Source organism: Streptomyces sp. NPDC003379 (assembly GCF_053589195.1).
The window spans coordinates 29,161-47,652 of record NZ_JBSFRK010000029.1; the positions used below are offsets into that span (position 1 = coordinate 29,161).

The 18,492-nt window shown below is 70.8% G+C and carries 16 protein-coding genes; 12 read left to right on the forward strand and 4 right to left on the reverse strand.

The features are described 5' to 3' along the window. Positions 1-62: 62 nt before the first annotated feature. The 6 genes from ACWDVB_RS26195 to ACWDVB_RS26220 all read left to right on the forward strand — a co-directional run bounded on the left by ACWDVB_RS26195 (position 63) and on the right by ACWDVB_RS26220 (position 6,205). The gene (locus ACWDVB_RS26195) at positions 63-1,133 is read left to right on the forward strand and encodes an NTP transferase domain-containing protein (protein ID WP_451517176.1); all 1,071 of its coding nucleotides are present in this window, start codon (positions 63-65) and stop codon (positions 1,131-1,133) included. Beyond that, positions 1,130-2,539 (forward strand): molybdopterin molybdotransferase MoeA, encoded by a 1,410-nt coding sequence (locus ACWDVB_RS26200; protein WP_451517175.1) that lies wholly within the window; start codon positions 1,130-1,132, stop codon positions 2,537-2,539. The genes ACWDVB_RS26195 and ACWDVB_RS26200 overlap by 4 nt, the downstream gene beginning before the upstream one ends. Continuing rightward, on the forward strand, positions 2,527-3,633 hold the full coding sequence (locus tag ACWDVB_RS26205; protein ID WP_451517174.1) for a potassium channel family protein: 1,107 nt from the start codon (positions 2,527-2,529) through the stop codon (positions 3,631-3,633). Before ACWDVB_RS26200 ends, ACWDVB_RS26205 begins: the two co-directional genes overlap by 13 nt. A gap of 249 nt (positions 3,634-3,882) precedes the next feature. Continuing rightward, positions 3,883-4,860, forward strand: a complete 978-nt coding sequence (locus ACWDVB_RS26210; protein WP_451517173.1) for an NAD(P)H-quinone oxidoreductase — start codon at positions 3,883-3,885, stop codon at positions 4,858-4,860. Between the two features lie 314 nt (positions 4,861-5,174). Continuing rightward, positions 5,175-5,597, forward strand: a complete 423-nt coding sequence (locus ACWDVB_RS26215) for a hypothetical protein (protein WP_451517172.1) — start codon at positions 5,175-5,177, stop codon at positions 5,595-5,597. A 65-nt stretch (positions 5,598-5,662) separates the two neighbouring features. Further along, entirely contained in the window at positions 5,663-6,205 is a 543-nt protein-coding gene (locus ACWDVB_RS26220; RefSeq protein ID WP_451517171.1) for a bacterial proteasome activator family protein, read from the forward strand. 143 nt (positions 6,206-6,348) lie between these two features. Here the strand turns inward: ACWDVB_RS26220 and ACWDVB_RS26225 are convergent, their stop codons facing one another. Further along, positions 6,349-7,992: a protein kinase domain-containing protein gene (locus ACWDVB_RS26225; RefSeq protein WP_451517170.1), complete on the reverse strand. Its 1,644-nt coding sequence runs from the start codon at positions 7,990-7,992 to the stop codon at positions 6,349-6,351. 306 nt (positions 7,993-8,298) lie between these two features. On the opposite strand from ACWDVB_RS26225, the gene ACWDVB_RS26230 reads away from it, so the two are divergent. Further along, positions 8,299-9,855, forward strand: coding sequence for a protein kinase domain-containing protein (locus tag ACWDVB_RS26230; protein ID WP_451517169.1), 1,557 nt, complete (start codon positions 8,299-8,301; stop codon positions 9,853-9,855). Positions 9,856-9,927: 72 nt separating this feature from the next. On the opposite strand, the gene ACWDVB_RS26235 is transcribed toward ACWDVB_RS26230, so the two are convergent. Beyond that, complete coding sequence (locus ACWDVB_RS26235; RefSeq protein WP_451517168.1) at positions 9,928-10,368, reverse strand: pyridoxamine 5'-phosphate oxidase family protein; 441 nt, start codon at positions 10,366-10,368, stop codon at positions 9,928-9,930. Positions 10,369-10,457: 89 nt separating this feature from the next. Continuing rightward, positions 10,458-11,120, reverse strand: coding sequence for a response regulator (locus ACWDVB_RS26240; RefSeq protein WP_451517167.1), 663 nt, complete (start codon positions 11,118-11,120; stop codon positions 10,458-10,460). A 406-nt stretch (positions 11,121-11,526) separates the two neighbouring features. Here ACWDVB_RS26240 and pdhA point away from each other — a divergent pair, with 406 nt between their 5' ends. Genes pdhA through ACWDVB_RS26255 form a run of 3 tightly spaced genes read left to right on the forward strand, consistent with a single transcriptional unit; the run spans position 11,527 to position 15,178 of the window. Further along, positions 11,527-12,726: a pyruvate dehydrogenase (acetyl-transferring) E1 component subunit alpha gene (gene pdhA / locus ACWDVB_RS26245; protein ID WP_451517166.1), complete on the forward strand. Its 1,200-nt coding sequence runs from the start codon at positions 11,527-11,529 to the stop codon at positions 12,724-12,726. A 2-nt stretch (positions 12,727-12,728) separates the two neighbouring features. Then, the gene (locus ACWDVB_RS26250; protein ID WP_451517165.1) at positions 12,729-13,709 is read left to right on the forward strand and encodes an alpha-ketoacid dehydrogenase subunit beta; all 981 of its coding nucleotides are present in this window, start codon (positions 12,729-12,731) and stop codon (positions 13,707-13,709) included. An 11-nt stretch (positions 13,710-13,720) separates the two neighbouring features. Further along, complete coding sequence (locus ACWDVB_RS26255; RefSeq protein WP_451517164.1) at positions 13,721-15,178, forward strand: dihydrolipoamide acetyltransferase family protein; 1,458 nt, start codon at positions 13,721-13,723, stop codon at positions 15,176-15,178. 117 nt (positions 15,179-15,295) lie between these two features. Here ACWDVB_RS26255 and ACWDVB_RS26260 read toward each other — a convergent pair whose 3' ends face one another. Then, the gene (locus ACWDVB_RS26260) at positions 15,296-16,195 is read right to left on the reverse strand and encodes a D-alanyl-D-alanine carboxypeptidase family protein (RefSeq protein WP_451517163.1); all 900 of its coding nucleotides are present in this window, start codon (positions 16,193-16,195) and stop codon (positions 15,296-15,298) included. A 196-nt stretch (positions 16,196-16,391) separates the two neighbouring features. Between ACWDVB_RS26260 and ACWDVB_RS26265 the strand changes: the two genes are divergently transcribed. Both ACWDVB_RS26265 and ACWDVB_RS26270 read left to right on the forward strand, forming a co-directional pair. Continuing rightward, the gene (locus ACWDVB_RS26265; protein WP_451517162.1) at positions 16,392-17,045 is read left to right on the forward strand and encodes a GntR family transcriptional regulator; all 654 of its coding nucleotides are present in this window, start codon (positions 16,392-16,394) and stop codon (positions 17,043-17,045) included. A 130-nt stretch (positions 17,046-17,175) separates the two neighbouring features. Next, a complete protein-coding gene (locus ACWDVB_RS26270; protein ID WP_451517161.1) occupies positions 17,176-18,483 on the forward strand; it encodes an MFS transporter in 1,308 nt (435 codons plus the stop codon). The last annotated feature ends 9 nt before the right edge of the window (positions 18,484-18,492 follow it).

Sequence of the window (18,492 nt, forward strand, 5' to 3'; positions counted from 1 at the left end):
TTACCCAGCCCAAGGGCCCGTAATGGGGTGGCAATGATCCTCCGTACGCCCATACTCGGGGGGTGACCGCGAACGAAGGTGCCCCGTACGACGCCGTGGTGCTCGCCGGTGGCGGCGCAGCGCGGCTCGGCGGCGCCGACAAACCCGGCGTGCGCGTGGGCGGCCGGACGCTGATCGACCGGGTCCTGGCGGCGTGCGCCGGCGCCGGGACCACCGTCGTCGTGGCCGCGCCGAGGCCGACCGTACGGCCCGTGGTGTGGGCCCGCGAGGAGCCGCCGGGCGGCGGGCCGCTGGCCGCGCTCGACGCGGGCCTGCGGCGCACGACGGCGGAGCGGGTGGTGGTGCTCTCCGCGGACCTGCCGTTCCTGGCCGAGGAGACCGTACGCCGTCTGCTGGGCGCCCTGCGGGAGAGCGGCGCGGACGGGGCGGTCCTCACCGATCCCGGGGGCCGTGAGCAGCCGCTCGTCGCGGCCTATCGGAGTGCGTCGCTCCGGCGGGAGATCGCGGGGCTCGCGGGCGCGGGTGAGGGCGCGGGCCGGGGTGGTGGGCTCGGCGGGCTGCCGCTGCGGTTGCTGACCGCGCGGCTCGACCTGACCCGGGTCGCCGACCCCGTCGCCGCCTTCGACTGCGACACCTGGGACGACATCGCGGCCGCGCGGGCGCGCATCAGGGAGCATGGGCACGTGTTGGATGAATGGATTTCCGCAGTCAAGGACGAGCTGGGCATCGAACTCGACGTCGATACCGGCACCCTCCTCGACCTCGCCCGCGATGCCGCGCACGGCGTGGCCAGGCCGGCGGCACCGCTGACCACCTTCCTCGTCGGCTACGCGGCGGCGCAGGCCGCCGCGCGGGGCGGGACGACGGGCGGCGCCGAAGCGGTGGCCCAGGCGGCGCGCAAGGCCGCGGCGCTGGCGGCCCGTTGGGCGGACGAGGACGAAGAGGACGAACAGGACGCGAAGCCGACGTCGACCTCCGACACCGCCGTCGACACCGCCTCCGGCGCCGGGCTTCATGCGGCCTCCGGCGCGGAGCCCCAGGCGAGTCCCGGCGCGCAGCCCCCCGCCACCTCCGATCCGGAGCCCTCGGCGACCCCGCGCCCCCAGCCCCACCCCGCCCCGGACGCCGGATGAGTGGGAACCCCGCGCCGGATGCCGAGCTCGATGAAGCTCTTGCTCTGGTGAACGAGTGCCGGGACGGTCACGGAGTCGTGCCCCGCTCGGCGTCCCCGGCCGCGCCGACAGCCCCGGTCGGCGTCACCCCCTGGCCCGCGGCCCGTGCCCTCGCCGCGCGGGTCGTGCCGAGGGCCGGGGGTGAGCCCGTGGGGGTTCCGTTGGAGGGGGCCCTCGGGATGGTTCTGGCCGTTCCGCTCGCCGCCCTCACCGACCTGCCGTCCTTCGACACCTCCGCGATGGACGGCTGGGTCGTCGCGGGCCCGGGCCCCTGGGACGTACGGGCCGACGGGATCCTCGCCGGACACGACGGTCCGCAGACGCTCGGCGACGGAGAGGCGGTCCGCATCGCGACGGGCGCCCGCATCCCGCGGGACGGCACCGCGGTTCTGCGCAGCGAGCACGGCCGCATCGACGACAAGGGCAGGCTGCACGCCCTGCGCGAGGTGGTGCCGGGGCAGGACATCCGCCCGCGCGGTCAGGAGTGCCGTTCCGGTGACCATCTCCTGCCGGCCGGCTCCCTCGTGACGCCCGCCGTACTCGGGCTCGCCGCGGCCGCCGGGTACGACACCCTCCGTACCGTCCGCAGGCCCCGCGCCGAAGTCCTCGTACTCGGCGACGAGTTGCTCACCGAGGGCCTGCCCCGCCAGGGCCTCATCCGGGACGCGCTCGGCCCGATGCTGCCGCCCTGGCTGCGCGCGCTCGGCGCCGAGGTCACCGGGGTCCGGTGGCTCGGCGACGACGCGAAGGCGCTCCACCAGGCGCTCAAGACGTCGACCGCCGACCTGATCGTCACGACGGGCGGCACGGCGTCGGGCCCCGTCGACCACATCCACCCCACGCTGCGCCGCATCGGCGCCGAACTGCTCGTGGACGGTGTCGCCGTACGCCCCGGACACCCGATGCTGCTGGCCCGCATCCGGCCGGGGCAGCACCTCGTCGGTCTCCCGGGCAATCCGCTCGCCGCCGTCTCCGGACTGCTGACGCTGGCCGAGCCGCTGCTGCGCACACTCACCGGACGCACGGCCGACCCCGGCGGCGGCTCCTCGGAGGCTTACGCGGCTTCGGCCACTTCGGCCGCTTACGCGGCTTCGGCGGATCCGGCCGCATCGACCGGCTCGACGTACACCGCGCCCGTACGCGACGACGTGCAGGGACACCCGTACGACACCCGCCTCGTGCCCGTCGCCCTGCGCGCCGAGCACGCCGTGCCGCTGCACTTCAACGGCCCGGCGATGCTGCGCGGCATCGCCGCGGCCGACGCGCTCGCGGTCGTGCCGCCCGGCGGTGCCCGCAAGGGCCAGGAGCTGGAGATCCTCGATCTCCCCTGGGCCCTGACCGACGGCGGCGGGGTGTGTTTCACGTGAAACTTCCCGGCCACGACGCGATCGCCCGCAATCCCGAAGAGCACCACGCCACCCACCGGATCAAACTGCCCCAGCGGGTGATGGAACGGCCGTTGCGCCAGGTCACCCGGCGTCTGCTGATGGCCTTGCTGGTGCTCGCCCTGACGACGTTCATAGTCTGGATCGACCGCGGCGGCTACCACGACAACTCGGACGAGCGCGTCGACTTCCTCGATGCCGCGTACTACGCCACCGTCACGCTCTCCACCACCGGGTACGGCGACATCGTCCCGTACAGCGACAGCGCCCGGCTCACCAACATCCTCATGATCACGCCGTTGCGCGTGCTCTTTCTGATCATCCTGGTCGGCACGACCCTCGAAGTGCTCACGGAACGGACGCGCGAGGAATGGCGTCTGTCCCGCTGGAGGTCCAACTTGCGTGAACACACCGTCGTCGTCGGCTTTGGCACCAAAGGCCGCTCGGCGATCCAGACCGTCTGCGCGACCGGTCTGAAACCGGAGCAGATCGTAGTGGTCGACCCCAGCGCGAAGGTCGTCGACGCGGCCACGGCGGAGGGGTACGCGGGTGTCATCGGCGACGCCACGCGCAGCGATGTGCTGCTCCGCGCGGAGGTGCAGCGGGCCCGCCAGATCATCATCGCGACGCAGCGCGACGACACGGCGGTCCTTGTCGCCCTCACCGCACGGCAGCTGAACCGCGGGGCGAAGATCGTGGCCGCGGTCCGCGAGGAGGAGAACGCGCCGCTGCTCCGGCAGTCCGGCGCCGACGCGGTGATCACCAGCGCCAGCGCGGCGGGCCGGCTGCTCGGGCTCTCCGTGCTGAGCCCCAGCGCGGGCATGGTCATGGAGGACCTGATCCAGCAGGGCTCCGGGCTCGACCTCGTCGAGCGGCCGGTCATAAAGGCCGAGGTGGGGAAGGGCGTCCGGGAGACGGATGACCTGGTCGTGAGTGTCGTACGAGGGCATCGGGTGCTCGGGTACGACGACCCGGCCGTCGGGAAGCTGCAGTTGATGGACCGGCTGATCACGATTGTGCGGGTGACCCCGGGGTCGGCGGTCGCGCCCGACACGAAGCCGTTGCCGGCGGACTGAGGGCGGGCCCTCCCTGCGGGGGCGCCGGCGCTGTGCCGGGGCTGGGGTCGTACCCCAGGACCAGGGTTCGGCGTGGGGATGGGCTTGGGGTTCTCTTTCGCGGTAGCGGTGCGTCGTGGCTGGTCGCGCAGTTCCCCGCGCCCCTGACGGGGCGCTCGGTCTCCCGCCCATCGCGCAGTCCCCCCGCGCCCCGGACGGGGGCGCGCTCTTTCCCGCGCCCCCGCTGAGGGCCGGAGTAGCCTCGGCCGCATGTATGCGATCACGATCCCCGAACCCGGTGGCCCTGAAGCGCTCGTATGGGCCGAGGTGCCCGATCCCGTGCCCGGTGAGGGCGAGGTGCTGGTCGAGGTGGTGGCCAGCGCCGTGAACCGCGCCGATCTGCTGCAGCGGCAGGGCGCCTACAACCCGCCGCCCGGCGCGTCCCCGTACCCCGGCCTGGAGTGCGCGGGCCGCGTCACCGCGCTCGGCCCCGGCGTCTCCGGCTGGGCGGTCGGCGACGAGGTGTGCGCCCTGCTCTCGGGCGGCGGTTACGCCGAGCAGGTCGTCGTCCCGGCCGGGCAGCTGTTCCCCGTGCCCGAGGGCGTCGACCTCGTGACGGCGGCCGCGCTGCCCGAGGTGACCTCCACCGTCTGGTCCAACGTCTTCATGATTTCCCACCTGCGCCCCGGCGAGACGCTGCTCGCGCACGGCGGTTCGAGCGGCATCGGCACCATGGCGATCCAGCTGGCCAAGGCGGTCGGGGCGAAGGTCGCCGTCACGGCGGGCAGCAAGGAGAAGCTGGCGTTCTGCGGGGAACTGGGGGCCGACGTCCTCATCAACTACCGCGAGCAGGACTTCGTCGAGGAGATCCAGCGGGCCACGGACGGGGCCGGCGCGGACGTCATCCTCGACAACATGGGCGCGAAGTACCTGGACCGGAACGTGCGGTCCCTCGCGGTCAACGGCCGGCTCGCGATCATCGGCATGCAGGGCGGCGTCAAGGGCGAGCTGAACATCGCCACGCTCCTCAACAAGCGTGCCGCCGTCACCGCCACCTCGCTGCGCGGCCGCCCCGCCGCCGAGAAGGCGTCGATCGTCGCGGCGGTGCGGGAGCATGTCTGGCCGCTGATCGGTGGGGGGCACGTCCGGCCGATCGTCGACCGGACGGTGCCGATGAGGGACGCGGCGGCGGCGCATCGCGTCCTTGAGGAGAGCGGGCACATCGGGAAGGTGCTGCTTACGCGGTAGCGCGTTGCCGGGGCGCGGTGCGGTGCCGTGCCGTGCCGTGCGGTGCCGTGCGGTGCCGTCGTGCCGTGCCGTGCGGTGCCGTCGTGCCGTGCCGTGCCGTGCCGTGCGGGGTAGGGGGACTGGCGCGTGGTCTCGTCTCTGCGGGCTCGACGTGGCTGGTCGCGCAGTTCCCCGCGCCCCTTCGGGCCGCCCCCTTCGGGCCGACCCCTTCGGATGCGATCAAGGTGCCGGAATTGTCGTGCTATGTGACGCTGTCACTGGCGTGATGATCCTCTTGGTCCTGGGCGACCCGACAGCGGGAGGGAGCCGGCGCGGTGCCTGTTCCATGGACGACTCTTCGCATGGTCCTCGTGGCGACGCTGCTCACGTCCCTCGCGGCACTCGTACCGGACGACCTCATGTCGTACGCGGCCGAATCCGCGCCCCGAGGCCCCGTCTCCACCGTCGACGAGACGCCTCGCGCCGGGAGCCGGCCGGGTGAGGGCCGCGCGCGGCCGGGGCGGCCGGACCCGCCGCTGCCCGATCCGCCGCCGCCACCCCTCACGCCCCCGCCGTACGTACCGCCGCCGCAGCCCGAACCGGCCCCCGTGACGCACCGCGACACCGTGTCCGACGCCGGGGAACCGGCGCCCACCGAGGCCGTGCTGCCGGGGCTGCGCGTCCTGCCGCTCGGCGGCGGTCTGGTCCTCATCGGGCTCGGGCTCGGCTTCCTCGCTCTGCGGTTGCGGCGCGGCTGAGGGTGGATCAGCTCCGTACGGGGGCACTACCGATGTGTGATGTAGGGGTGCGAGAGAATGGCGGCATGGAGATGCCGAGGAACGAACGGTCACAGGAGAGCCCCCAGGTCCTGGTCGTGGGCCAGGACGGAATGGCTCTCGGTGGTGGCGGAGACGACGAATCCCGCGAGGTCCCGGTGACGGAGATGGTCGAACAACCGGCCAAGGTCATGCGCATCGGCAGCATGATCAAGCAGCTGCTCGAGGAGGTGCGGGCGGCTCCTCTCGACGAGGCGAGCCGGGTCCGCCTCAAGGAGATCCACGCCAGCTCGGTCAAGGAGCTGGAGGACGGACTCGCCCCCGAGCTCGTCGAGGAGCTGGAGCGGCTCTCCCTGCCCTTCACGGAGGAGGCGACGCCCAGCGACGCCGAACTGCGCATCGCGCAGGCCCAGCTGGTCGGCTGGCTCGAAGGCCTCTTCCACGGGATCCAGACCACGCTGTTCGCGCAGCAGATGGCGGCGCGGGCCCAGCTGGAGCAGATGCGGCGGGCGCTGCCGCCCGGTGTGGGCGGCGGCGATGACGACGACGAGGGCGGCCTCGCGGGCCGAACGGGGGGTCCCTACCTCTAGGACGACCTACGACCAGGACGACCTACGACCAGGACGACCTGCGACTAGAACGACCTGCGACTAGAACGACCTGCGACGAGGGGCCCGGCACGCACTCCGCGTACCGGGCCCCTCGTCGTACAGAAGCTGTGCTCAAGCCGTACTCAAGCCGGGTTGCCCGTCGAGATGTCGAACTGGATGTCGACGTTCTTCGGGTCGACCTCCGTGCCTTCCTTCGGGGTCTGCCGCATGATGGTGTCCTTGCCGTAGGCGTTCTCGTCGACCTCGCGCTTGTCGTACTGCCATCCGGCGGCCTGCAGGCAGGTCAGGACGGACTTCCAGTCGCGGAAGGTGAAGTCCGGGACCTTGATCTTGGTCTCGTCGTTGTAGCCGATGTCCGGGTCCGTGCACTTCTCCTTCTCGATCACGTTGTTGCGATCGGGACCCTTGTAGCCCGCCACCGGCTGCTTCGACTTGTCGTCCGTCGCTTCCTTGCCGCCCTTGTCGTCGCCGTTGAGCGAGAGGGCGGTGATCAGGCCGCCGATGGCGAGGAGGGCGACGACGATCGAGCCGACGATCACCGGCATGTTCCGCTTGCCGGAGCCGCCCGAACCGGAGGACGCCGTCGTGGCCGGCTGCGGGGAGAGGTTGTACGGCGGCGGCGTGTGCGCCCCCTGCTGCGGCGTGTACGCGTTGGTGGGCGCCGGGGTCTGGTAGCCCTGCTGCTGCGGCGGGTAGCCGTAGCCCGGAGTGGGCGCGGGAGTCGGGGCCGGGGTCGCCGGGCCGTAAGGACCCGGCTGGTACGGGGTCTGGACGCTGCCCGACTGCTGCGGGAGCGAGGAGTCGACCGGCGGGAAGACCGCGGAGCCGACGCCCGCGCCGCTCGCCGTCGGGGCGCCGGGGACGATGCTGGGCGCCGCCGCCTGGAAGGCCTGGGCCACGCGCAGGCACTCGTCCCGCATGGACTCGGCCGTCGGGAAACGCTCGTTCGGGTTCTTTTTGAGCGCGCGGGCGACGATCGCGTCGACCGCGGGCGGCAGCGAACGGTTGATCGAGGACGGAGCGACCGGCTCCTCCTGGACGTGGGCATACGCGATGGCCAGCGGCGAGTCCGCCTCGAACGGCAGCCGTCCCGTGACCAGTTGGAAGAGCATGATGCCGACCGAGTAGAGGTCGGAGCGCGCGTCCACGCCGCGCCCGAGGGCCTGCTCCGGCGAGAGGTACTGCGGGGTGCCGACGACCATGCCGGTCTGCGTCATCGACGTGACGCCGGACTGCATGGCACGGGCGATGCCGAAGTCCATGACCTTGACGACGTTGCGCTTGGTCATCATGACGTTGCCGGGCTTGATGTCGCGGTGCACCAGGCCCATCTCGTGGCTGATCTCCAGCGCCGCGAGGACGTCGGCCGTGATCTTCAGGGCCTGGTCCGTCGGCATCGCGCCGAACTGCGCGACGGACGCGTCGAGCACGGAGCCGAGCGGCTTGCCCTCGACGTACTCCATGACGATGTACGGCATCGTCGTGCCGTCGAGATCGTCCTCGCCGGTGTCGAAGACCGACACGATGTTCGTGTGCGTGAGCTTCGCCACCGACTGGGCCTCGCGGCGGAAGCGCTCGCGGAAGGACTGCTCGCGGCCCAGCTCGGTGTGGAGCGTCTTGATCGCGACTTGGCGATCGAGAACGGCGTCGTACGCGAGGTGGACCGAGGCCATGCCGCCTTCGCCGAGCAGATCGCGCAGTTGGTAGCGGCCGCCGGCCAGCGAACGCCCCGCGTACCGCCCCTGTGCGCCGTCCTGGCTGCTCATCTCGTGCGTCCCCCATCGGCGCGGCGGCCGGACGGCTCCGCGGCTGGTGATCGATTACCCGCTATTCCTGGCCAAGTCTGCCCCAGGACGAGGACGCGTCAAGCTCGGTGCCCGTTCCGTGACCGTACGCGCAAGAAGCGTCTCGGAAGCGTTACAAGTTTGCGCGTGAGGACCCGGGAACGCTTTTATGTCCGGTCCACCTCGAACCGACGGGTGGTGTGAAGGCTGTAGCGTGGCCCGTCGGAGTACCCGTACAGCGACGTACTCAGCACCAAGTACCACGACCAGAAACGACGGCGAGGACTGATGGCACAGACGCAGCGCGCTCAGGGCCCGTCCGACCCCGAGGCGACTGGCGGCGGAATGTCTGACGCGCCCGAGTTGTGGGGCAATGGCGGGCTCGTCGGAGACGGCCGGTATCGGCTGACCCACAGACTCGGCCGGGGCGGTATGGCCGAGGTGTTCGCGGCCGAGGACGTACGTCTCGGCCGCACCGTCGCGGTCAAGCTGCTCCGCTCCGACCTCGCCGAGGACCCCGTCTCCAAGGCCCGCTTCACGCGCGAGGCCCAGTCCGTCGCCGGCCTCAACCACCACGCTGTGGTCGCGGTGTACGACTCCGGTGAAGACGCCGTCGGGCCGAGCGTCGTCCCGTACATCGTCATGGAGATCGTCGAGGGCCGCACGATCCGCGATCTGCTGCTGAGCGCGGAGGCGCCGGGGGCCGAGCAGGCACTCATCATCGTCTCCGGGGTGCTCGAAGCGCTCGCGTACTCGCACCAGCACGGCATCGTGCACCGCGACATCAAGCCCGCGAACGTGATCATCACCAACACCGGCGCGGTGAAGGTGATGGACTTCGGCATCGCGCGCGCCCTGCACGGCGCGCAGTCGACGATGACGCAGACCGGCATGGTCATGGGCACGCCCCAGTACCTGTCGCCCGAGCAGGCGCTCGGCAAGGCCGTCGACCACCGCTCCGACCTGTACGCGACCGGCTGTCTGCTCTACGAACTGCTCGCGCTGCGGCCGCCGTTCACCGGCGAGACGCCGCTCTCCGTGGTCTATCAGCACGTCCAGGACACGGCCTTGCCGCCCTCCCAGGTCTCGGACGCGGCGCCGCCGGAGCTGGACGGGCTCGTCATGCGCTCCCTCGCCAAGGACCCGGACGACCGGTTCCAGACCGCCGAGGAGATGCGCGGCCTCGTCCAGTACGGGCTGCAGATGCTGCACGAGCAGGGCAGCCACACGGGAACCTGGAACACCGGGCCCGTCGAGATGCACGAGGGCGGCAACACCCCGGCGATGGGCGTCGTGGGGACGGCCGCGATGGGGCACCCGGACTCGGGGACCGCGCAGATCCCGGGCCCGATGCTGCGGCCGCCGGGCGACGACGGCGGTTTCGAGGGCGGGCAGCGCGGCGGCAAGGGCGGCCGCGGCAAGATGTGGATCTTCGCTGTGCTCGCGGTCATCGCGATCGCGGTGGGCGTCGCGTTCGCGCTGAACGCGAGCAACGACACGAAGGACAAGGACAAGACTCCGACGACTCCTTCGACGAAGCAGTCGCAGAAGGAGAAGCCCAGCAAGAGTCCGGACCAGGACGAGACGGGCGAGGAGACGGAGCCGGGCGGGGACACGGGGGGCCAGACCGACTATCCCCCGCAGACGAATCAGCCGACCGGGCCGACGCAGCCGACGCAGCGTCCGACGCAGCCGACGACGAATCCGACCCAGCCCACGCCGGATCCGACGACGCCGGACCCGACGGACGACCCGGTGACGGACCCGCCGACGGACCCGCCGGTCACGACGGACCCGACCGACGGCGGCGAGGACCCGGGCAGTGGTGACGGCGACGGCGCCTGATCCGGCGACCGTGTTGACGTAGGGACGGGTGCGCGGCCCGGCGGGGCGGGGTGCCGCTGTGCAACGCCTCGCCTACGCCAGGCGTTGCGGCTCGACCGCCCACAGCTGCGGCTCTATCCGCAGGTACACCCCGTCGAAGAGCTCCCCGCCCGCGAAGTGCGGCGTCGGGCCGAAGAGTGCCAGCTCCGCGTCGGTCGGCTCGGCCGCCTCGCAGAGGCCCACGCACTGCACGGTCCACTGGCCGTCTCGGGCGGACGCCGCGTCGAGGTTGTCCGCCCCGTACGCGACGACGCTGCCGGCGCACGCCTGGTGGTAGCCGTACCCCTTGTGCATGCGCAGCAGGAGCTGCCCGTCGACGACGATGTGGCGGGCCACGGCGAGGAAGGGCAGCGCGCGCATGCTGGTCGCCACCCGCCCGTAGTCGGTACGGCGGAGCAGTTCGAAGGCGAGCTGTTCATCGGCGCAGGCGGCGGAGGCGGCAGAGGCGGTGGGTTCGACGGGGTCGATGGACATGACCCCACCCTCGTCCAGGACCGGGATGCCGGAAAAGAGGACCCCGCCCCCATCAAACGGGACGTAAGTCCCGTCGGTGGCGAGTTTCGTCAGCGCTGCTTCTCCGCCTGCATGCGCGCCACGTACGCGGCGGCCTGCGAGCGGCGCTCCATGCCCAGCTTGGAGAGCAGGCTGGAGACGTAATTCTTGATCGTCTTCTCGGCGAGGTGCAGCCGCTCGCCGATGACGCGGTTGGTGAGGCCCTCGCCGATCAGGTCGAGGATCTTCCGCTCCTGGTCGGTGAGGCCCGCGAGGCGGTCGTCGCCCTTGGTGCTGTTGCCGTCGCGCAGCCGCTCCAGGACCCGGGCCGTGGCGACGGGGTCGAGCAGGGACTTGCCGGCGGCCACGTCGCGCACGGCGGTGAGCAGCTCATTGCCGCGGATGGCCTTCAGGACATAGCCCGAGGCACCGGCCATGATCGCGTCGAAGAGGGCCTCGTCGTCGGCGAACGAGGTGAGCATCAGGCACTTGATGTCCTCGTTCTGCGAGCGGATCTCGCGGCACACCTCGACGCCGCTGCCGTCCGGCAGGCGCACATCGAGCACGGCCACGTCGGGCCGGGTCGCGGGGATCCTGACTAGGGCGTCCGCCGCGGTGCCGGCCTCGCCGACCACCTCGATGTCGGACTCCACGGAGAGCAGCTCATGGACTCCGCGCCGGACCACTTCGTGATCGTCGAGGAGAAATACCGTAATTTTTCCGTCATCGCGCACGGGGTCAGTCTCACACACACGCTCTTTCGGTGCCCGGGCGGAACCCTTCTCGTGCGGCTCTTCCCGTGCCCGGGGTGCCCGGGATAACGTGCCGGTGTTCCGGCCCCCTGCCAGGCTGTGATCAGTGCTGTGACCAGGAAGTGTTCCCCCTTTTCTCGATCTACTCGGAAATCCAAGTACTCAGCACGTCGCCGTTTACTTGGAAATCCAAGCAAATTCGCAGGTCAGATGGGGTTTCACAGAATTGGGGAGCACTGGGTAACGTGCTTTGTGCAGGGCGCTCGCCGGGGCACCTGTCACGCCTGTTCCCGGCCAGCCGCACCCACCCCCGTGCGCGGGCACGGACCAGGCGAGCCGTACTGGCTACCCGGTAACCCCCGGGAGCCGGACCGACGGAGGAGCACACGTGACCGTGGAGAGCACCGCCGCGCGCACACCGCGCCGCAGCAGTACCGGCAGCGGCAAGCGCGCGAGCGCCAAGAAGGCCGCGCCGCAGAAAAGCACGGAGCCCGAGCTCGTACAACTGCTGACGCCCGAGGGCAAGCGGGTCAAGAGCGCGAAGAACGCCGTCTACGACGCGTACGTCGCCGACATCACCGGCGAGGAGCTGCGCGGCCTGTACCGCGACATGGTCCTCACCCGCCGCTTCGACGCCGAGGCCACCTCCTTGCAGCGTCAGGGCGAGCTGGGCCTGTGGGCGTCGCTGCTCGGCCAGGAGGCCGCCCAGATCGGCTCCGGCCGGGCCACGCGCGACGACGACTACGTGTTCCCCACGTACCGCGAGCACGGCGTCGCCTGGTGCCGCGGGGTCGACCCGACGAACCTGCTCGGCATGTTCCGCGGCGTGAACAACGGCGGCTGGGACCCGAACAGCAACAACTTCCACCTGTACACGATCGTCATCGGCTCGCAGACGCTGCACGCCACCGGCTACGCCATGGGCGTGGCCAAGGACGGCGCCGACTCGGCCGTGATCGCGTACTTCGGGGACGGCGCCTCCAGCCAGGGCGACGTGGCCGAATCGTTCACCTTCTCCGCGGTCTACAACGCCCCGGTCGTGTTCTTCTGCCAGAACAACCAGTGGGCGATCTCCGAGCCGACCGAGAAGCAGACCCGCGTACCGCTTTACCAGCGCGCGCAGGGCTACGGCTTCCCGGGTGTGCGGGTCGACGGCAACGACGTGCTCGCCGTGCTCGCCGTCACCAAGTGGGCCCTGGAGCGGGCCCGTACGGGTGAGGGCCCCACGCTGATCGAGGCGTTCACGTACCGCATGGGCGCGCACACGACCTCCGACGACCCGAGCAAGTACCGCAACGACGACGAGCGGGTGGCCTGGGAGGCCAAGGACCCGATTCTGCGGCTGCGGGGCTACCTGGAGTCCGAAGGTCACGCGGATGAGGGATTCTTCGCGGAACTCGACGACGAGAGCGAAGCGTTGGGCAAGCGAGTGCGGGAGGCGGTGCGGGCGATGCCGGATCCGGATCTGATGGCGATCTTCGAGAACGCGTATGCCGACGGGCACGCGCTCGTGGACGAGGAGCGCGCCCAGTTCGTCGCCTACCAGGCGTCGTTCGCGGACGCTCCCGCGGGTGGGGAGGGCAAATAACCATGGCTGTCCAGAAACTTCCCATCGCCAAGGCGATCAACGAATCGCTGCGCACGGCGCTGGAGAATGACCCCAAGGTCCTCGTCATGGGCGAGGACGTCGGCAAGCTCGGCGGCGTCTTCCGCGTCACCGAGGGGCTGCAGAAGGACTTCGGTGAGGACCGGGTCATCGACACCCCGCTCGCCGAGTCGGGCATCGTCGGTACGGCCATCGGCCTCGCGCTGCGCGGCTACCGCCCCGTGGTGGAGATCCAGTTCGACGGCTTCGTCTTCCCCGCGTACGACCAGATCGTCACGCAGCTCGCGAAGATGCACGCCCGCGCGCTCGGCAAGATCAAGATGCCGGTCGTCATCCGCATTCCGTACGGCGGCGGGATCGGCGCGGTCGAGCACCACAGCGAGTCGCCCGAGGCGCTCTTCGCGCACGTGGCGGGCCTGAAGGTGGTGTCCCCTTCCAACTCGGCGGACGCCTACTGGATGATGCAGCAGGCCATCCTGAGCGACGACCCGGTGATCTTCTTCGAGCCGAAGCGGCGTTACTGGGACAAGGGCGAGGTCGACAAGGAGGCCATCCCCGGGCCCCTGCACAAGGCCACCGTCGCCCGCGAGGGCAGCGACCTCACGCTCGTGGCGTACGGCCCGATGGTGAAGGTCTGCCTGGAGGCGGCCGCGGCCGCCGAGGAGGAGGGCAAGTCCCTGGAGGTCCTGGACCTGCGCTCCATGTCGCCGCTCGACTTCGACACCGTGCAGACCTCGGTCGAGAAGACCCGGCGGCTCGTCGTCGTGCACGAGGCCCCGGTCTTCCTGGGCACGGGCGCGGAGATCGCGGCCCGCATCACCGAGCGGTGCTTCTACCACTTGGAGGCTCCGGTGCTGAGGGTCGGCGGCTATCACGCCCCGTATCCGCCGGCGCGCCTCGAAGAGGAGTACCTGCCGGGCCTCGACCGGGTGCTCGACACCGTCGACCGCTCGCTGGCGTACTGAGGGAGAGGGTCGTGACGACGATGACAGACACCGCTCTTGCCGAGTTCAAGATGCCCGACGTGGGCGAGGGACTCACCGAGGCCGAAATTCTCAAGTGGTATGTGACGCCGGGTGACACCGTCACCGACGGGCAGGTCGTGTGCGAGGTCGAGACGGCCAAGGCCGCGGTCGAACTCCCCATTCCGTTCAACGGTGTCGTACGTGAGCTGCGCTTCCCCGAGGGCACGACGGTCGACGTCGGCCAGGTGATCATCTCGGTGGACGTGTCGGGCGGCGGGGCGGGAGCCGTGGCGGCGCCCGAGCCGGCGGCGGCACCTGAGCCGGTCGCGGCGCCCGAGCCCGAGGCTGACCCCGCCGCACCGGCGGGCCGGCAGCCCGTGCTCGTGGGGTACGGGGTCGCCGAGTCCTCGACGAAGCGGCGTGCGCGGAAGGTCGGGGCGCAGAACGTGCCGGAGCCGGAGCCGGAGCCGGAGCTGGAGCCGCAGCCGGTGGCGCGGCATGATGTGAACGGCCACGGCGCCCGGCCGCTGGCCAAGCCGCCGGTGCGCAAGCTCGCCAAGGACCTCGGAGTGGACCTCGCGACGGTCACGCCGTCCGGGCCCGACGGGATCATCACCCGCGAGGACGTGCACGCGGCGGTGGCCCCGGCCCCGGCCGCGCGGCCGCAGGACCGGTCGGCGGTGACCGAGGCCCCCGCGCCGCAGGCCGCCCCCGCCTCTGCGCCCGCCCCCGCGGCCGGTGCCGCGGTCGGTGCCGACGCCCGGGAGACCCGCATCCCTGTGAAGGGCGTCCGCAAGGCCACCGCGCAGGCGATGGTCGGCTCGGCGTTCAGCGCGCCGCATGTCACGGAGTTCGTGACCGTCGACGTGACGCGGACGATGAAGCTGGTCGAGGAGATGAAGCGGGACCCCGGCGAGTACGGGTTCGAGGGGCTGCGGGTCAATCCGCTGCTGTTCATCTCCAAGGCCCTGCTGGTGGCGATCAAGCGGAACCCCGACGTCAACGCCGCCTGGGACGAGGCCAATCAGGAGATCGTCCAGAAGCACTATGTGAACCTCGGCATCGCCGCGGCCACTCCGCGCGGTCTGATCGTGCCGAACATCAAGGACGCGCACGCCAAGACTCTGCCGGAACTGGCCGAGTCGCTCGGCGAGTTGGTGGCCACGGCGCGGTCGGGCAAGACCTCGCCCGGCGCCATGCAGGGCGGCACGGTCACGATCACGAACGTCGGCGTCTTCGGCGTCGACACGGGCACGCCGATCCTGAACCCCGGTGAGTCCGCGATCCTCGCGGTCGGCTCGATCAAGCTCCAGCCGTGGGTCCACAAGGGCAAGGTCAAGCCGCGCCAGGTGACCACGCTCGCGCTCTCCTTCGACCACCGCCTGGTGGACGGGGAGCTGGGTTCCAAGGTGCTCGCCGATGTTGCGGCCATTCTGGAGCGGCCGAAGAGGCTGCTGACCTGGGCGTAGTGCCCGGTCGCCGGTATATCGGTATAGCGATACACCGGTATAGCGGTATAGCGGTATACGAAGGGGGGCCCGCCGCGGAGATCGCGGCGGGCCCCTCCTCCGTACTGCTGCCGGGTGTCAGGCGACCTTGAAGCCGTAGTCCATCAGCTTCTTGGCGTCCGAGGTGCGGTTGGCCGGGGAGGAAGAGGTCAGGACCGTGCCGATGACCGTCTTGCCGTTGCGGGTCGCCGCGAAGACGAGGCAGTACTTCGCCTCGGGGCCCGAGCCCGTCTTCACGCCGATGGCGCCGCGGTAGGAACCGAGGAGGGTGTTCGTGTTCGACCACGGCATGTAGCGGTAGCCGCCGGTTTTCGTGGTGACCTTCTGCTTCGTCGACTTCGTCTTCACGACCGTACGGAACGTGGAGTACTTCATCGCGTTGCTCGTCAGTTTCGTCAGATCGCGCGGCGTCGAGTAGTTCTTGCCGTGTCCGATGCCGTCGAACGAGTCGAAGTTGGTGTTCGTCAGGCCGAGCGTCTTGGCCGTGGAGTTCATCTGGCCGATGAAGTTCTGCACGCGGGCCTTGCGGGTCGAGCCCTTGCCGAACTTGTCCGCGAGCGCATACGCGGCGTCGCAGCCGGACGGCAGCATCAGCCCGTACAGCAGCTGGCGGACGGTGACCTTGTCGCCGACGATCAGACGGGCCGAGGACGCGTAGTTGTTGGCGACGATGTAGTCGCTGTACGCCTTCTGGACCGTGACCTTGGAATCCAGGTTGAGGTTCCGCTGGCCGAGGACGACGCGCGCCGTCATGATCTTCGTCGTGGAGCCGGTGGACCGGCGGGTGTCGGCGGACTTGGTGTAGAGGCTCTTACCCGTGGCGTTGTTCATCACATAGCCGCCCTTGGCGACGATGGATGGCTTCGGCGGTGCGGCCGCGTGCGCGGCCGGGGTGGTGAGGACGCCGCCGGCCAGTATCGCGCTCGCGGTGACGGTAACAGCTGATACGCGACGTACGCCCTTAATGCCGGTATTCAAGATCTCTGCTCCAAATGCCCCTGGATTGCGGCCGCATGGAGGGGCCGCTCTTCCGTAAGACGAGCGAGAGGGGGTAATGGATGTGCGGGGTGGCCCGGGAATGTGCGGCGTGGCCCGGGAAATACCCGTGCGGTCTCATTCGACTGCCCTATGGACGGAGATTCCCTCGCATGCGTGTTGTATCTATGCTGTGCGCATGCCAGTCACCTCCATCAAGCAGCCGCCCGCCGCGGAGCGCGTCTACGCGCACGTGAAGCAGGCCGTCCTGGAACGCCGCTACGAGGGCGGCACGCTCCTCACCGAGGGCGAACTCGCCGAGGCCGTGGGGGTCTCCCGGACGCCGGTGCGCGAGGCGCTGCTGAAGCTGGAGGTCGAAGGGCTGCTGCGGCTCTACCCGAAGAAGGGGGCCCTCGTGCTGCCCGTCTCCGCGCAGGAGATCGCGGACGTCGTCGAGACGCGGCTGCTCGTCGAGACGCACGCGGTGCGCAAGGCCGTGCCGGCGCCGGCGGGGCTCGTGGAGCGGCTGGAGGCGCTGCTGTCCCGGCAGCGGGCGCAGGCCGCCGCGGGGGATCTCGCGGGGGCCGCGGTCACCGACCGGTGCTTTCACGCCGAGATCGTGCGCAGCGGGGGGAACGAGATTCTCTCGCGGCTCTACGACCAGCTTCGGGACCGGCAGTTGCGGATGGGGGTCGCGGTGATGCACTCGCATCCCGACCGGATCGCGAAGACGCTCGCGGAGCATGAGGAGCTTCTCGCGGCGTTGCGTTGCGGCGACGCGGAGGCGGCGGTCTCTGTTGTCACCCGGCACGTGGGCTGGTTCCAGAACCTTGCGCGGGGTGAGGTCCGGTGAAGGTGCGCTTTCGTGGCTCGCCGTCCGTGGGTTTTGGGTTTTTTGCCGCTTCGCGGCGGGTTTCCCACTCACCCACCCGTCTCGCCGCATCGGACCCTCGCCGTAGGAGCGACAGGAACGGGAGGTTTCGGTGAGTTCTCTCTCCTCGCCCGTCTCTCTCCCCGGTGATCCGCCCGGCGGCAAGAAGGCCGTGGTCGTCTGGTCCGTCGGCGTCGCCGTCTACTTCGTCGCCGTCATCTTCCGGACCTCCCTCGGCGTCGCCGGGCTCGACGCCGCCGACCGGTTCCACGTCAACGCCTCCGCCCTGTCGACCTTCTCCATCCTCCAGCTGCTCGTGTACGCGGGGATGCAGATACCCGTCGGCCTGATGGTCGACCGGCTCGGCACCAAGAAGGTGCTGACCATCGGGGCCGTGCTGTTCACGGTGGGACAGCTCGGCTTCGCGTTCTCACCCTCGTACGCGATGGCGCTCGCCTCACGCGCCCTGCTCGGCTGCGGTGACGCGCTGACCTTCATCAGCGTGCTGCGGCTCGGCACCCGCTGGTTCCCGGCCCGTCGCGGCCCGCTCGTCGCGCAGCTCGCGGGGCTCGTCGGCATGGCGGGCAATCTCGTCTCCACCCTCGTCCTTGCCCGGCTGCTGCACTCCGTCGGCTGGACCGCCGCCTTCGCGGGCAGCGCGCTGTGCGGTGTCGTCGTCCTCGTCCTGATGACGCTGTTCCTGAAGGACCACCCCGAGGGCCATGAGCCGGAGCCGGTCGGGCACACCGGGGCGGCCTTCGTGCGCAAGCAGATCGGCCTGTCCTGGCGGGAGCCCGGCACCCGGCTCGGCATGTGGGTGCACTTCACCACGCAGTTCCCCGCGATGGTGTTCCTGCTGCTGTGGGGCCTGCCGTTCCTCGTCGAGGCGCAGGGCCTCTCGCGGGCGACCGCCGGGGAGCTGCTCACGCTCGTCGTGCTCTCGAACATGGTCGTCGGCCTGGTCTACGGCCAGATCGTCGCCCGGCACCACGCCGCGCGCCTCCCGCTGGCGCTCGGCACCATAGGGGCGACGGCCACGGCCTGGGCGGCCACGCTCGCCTTCCCCGGGGACCACGCCCCGATGTGGCTGCTGATCGTCCTGTGCACCGTGCTCGGGGCCTGCGGGCCCGCCTCCATGATCGGATTCGACTTCGCGCGGCCCGCCAACCCGCCGGAGCGCCAGGGCACGGCCTCCGGTATCACCAACATGGGCGGCTTCGTCGCCTCCATGACGACGCTGCTCGCGATCGGGCTGCTGCTGGACGCCACCGGGGACGACTATCGCGTGGCGTTCTCCGCGGTGTTCGTCCTGGAAGCGGTGGGGCTCTGCCAGATTCTGCGGCTCGGGTCCCGGGCGGTCCGCCGTGAGCGGGAGCAGCTTGTCGCCTCCCGCGTCGAGGCCGTGCACGTCCCTGTGTGAACCTCCGCG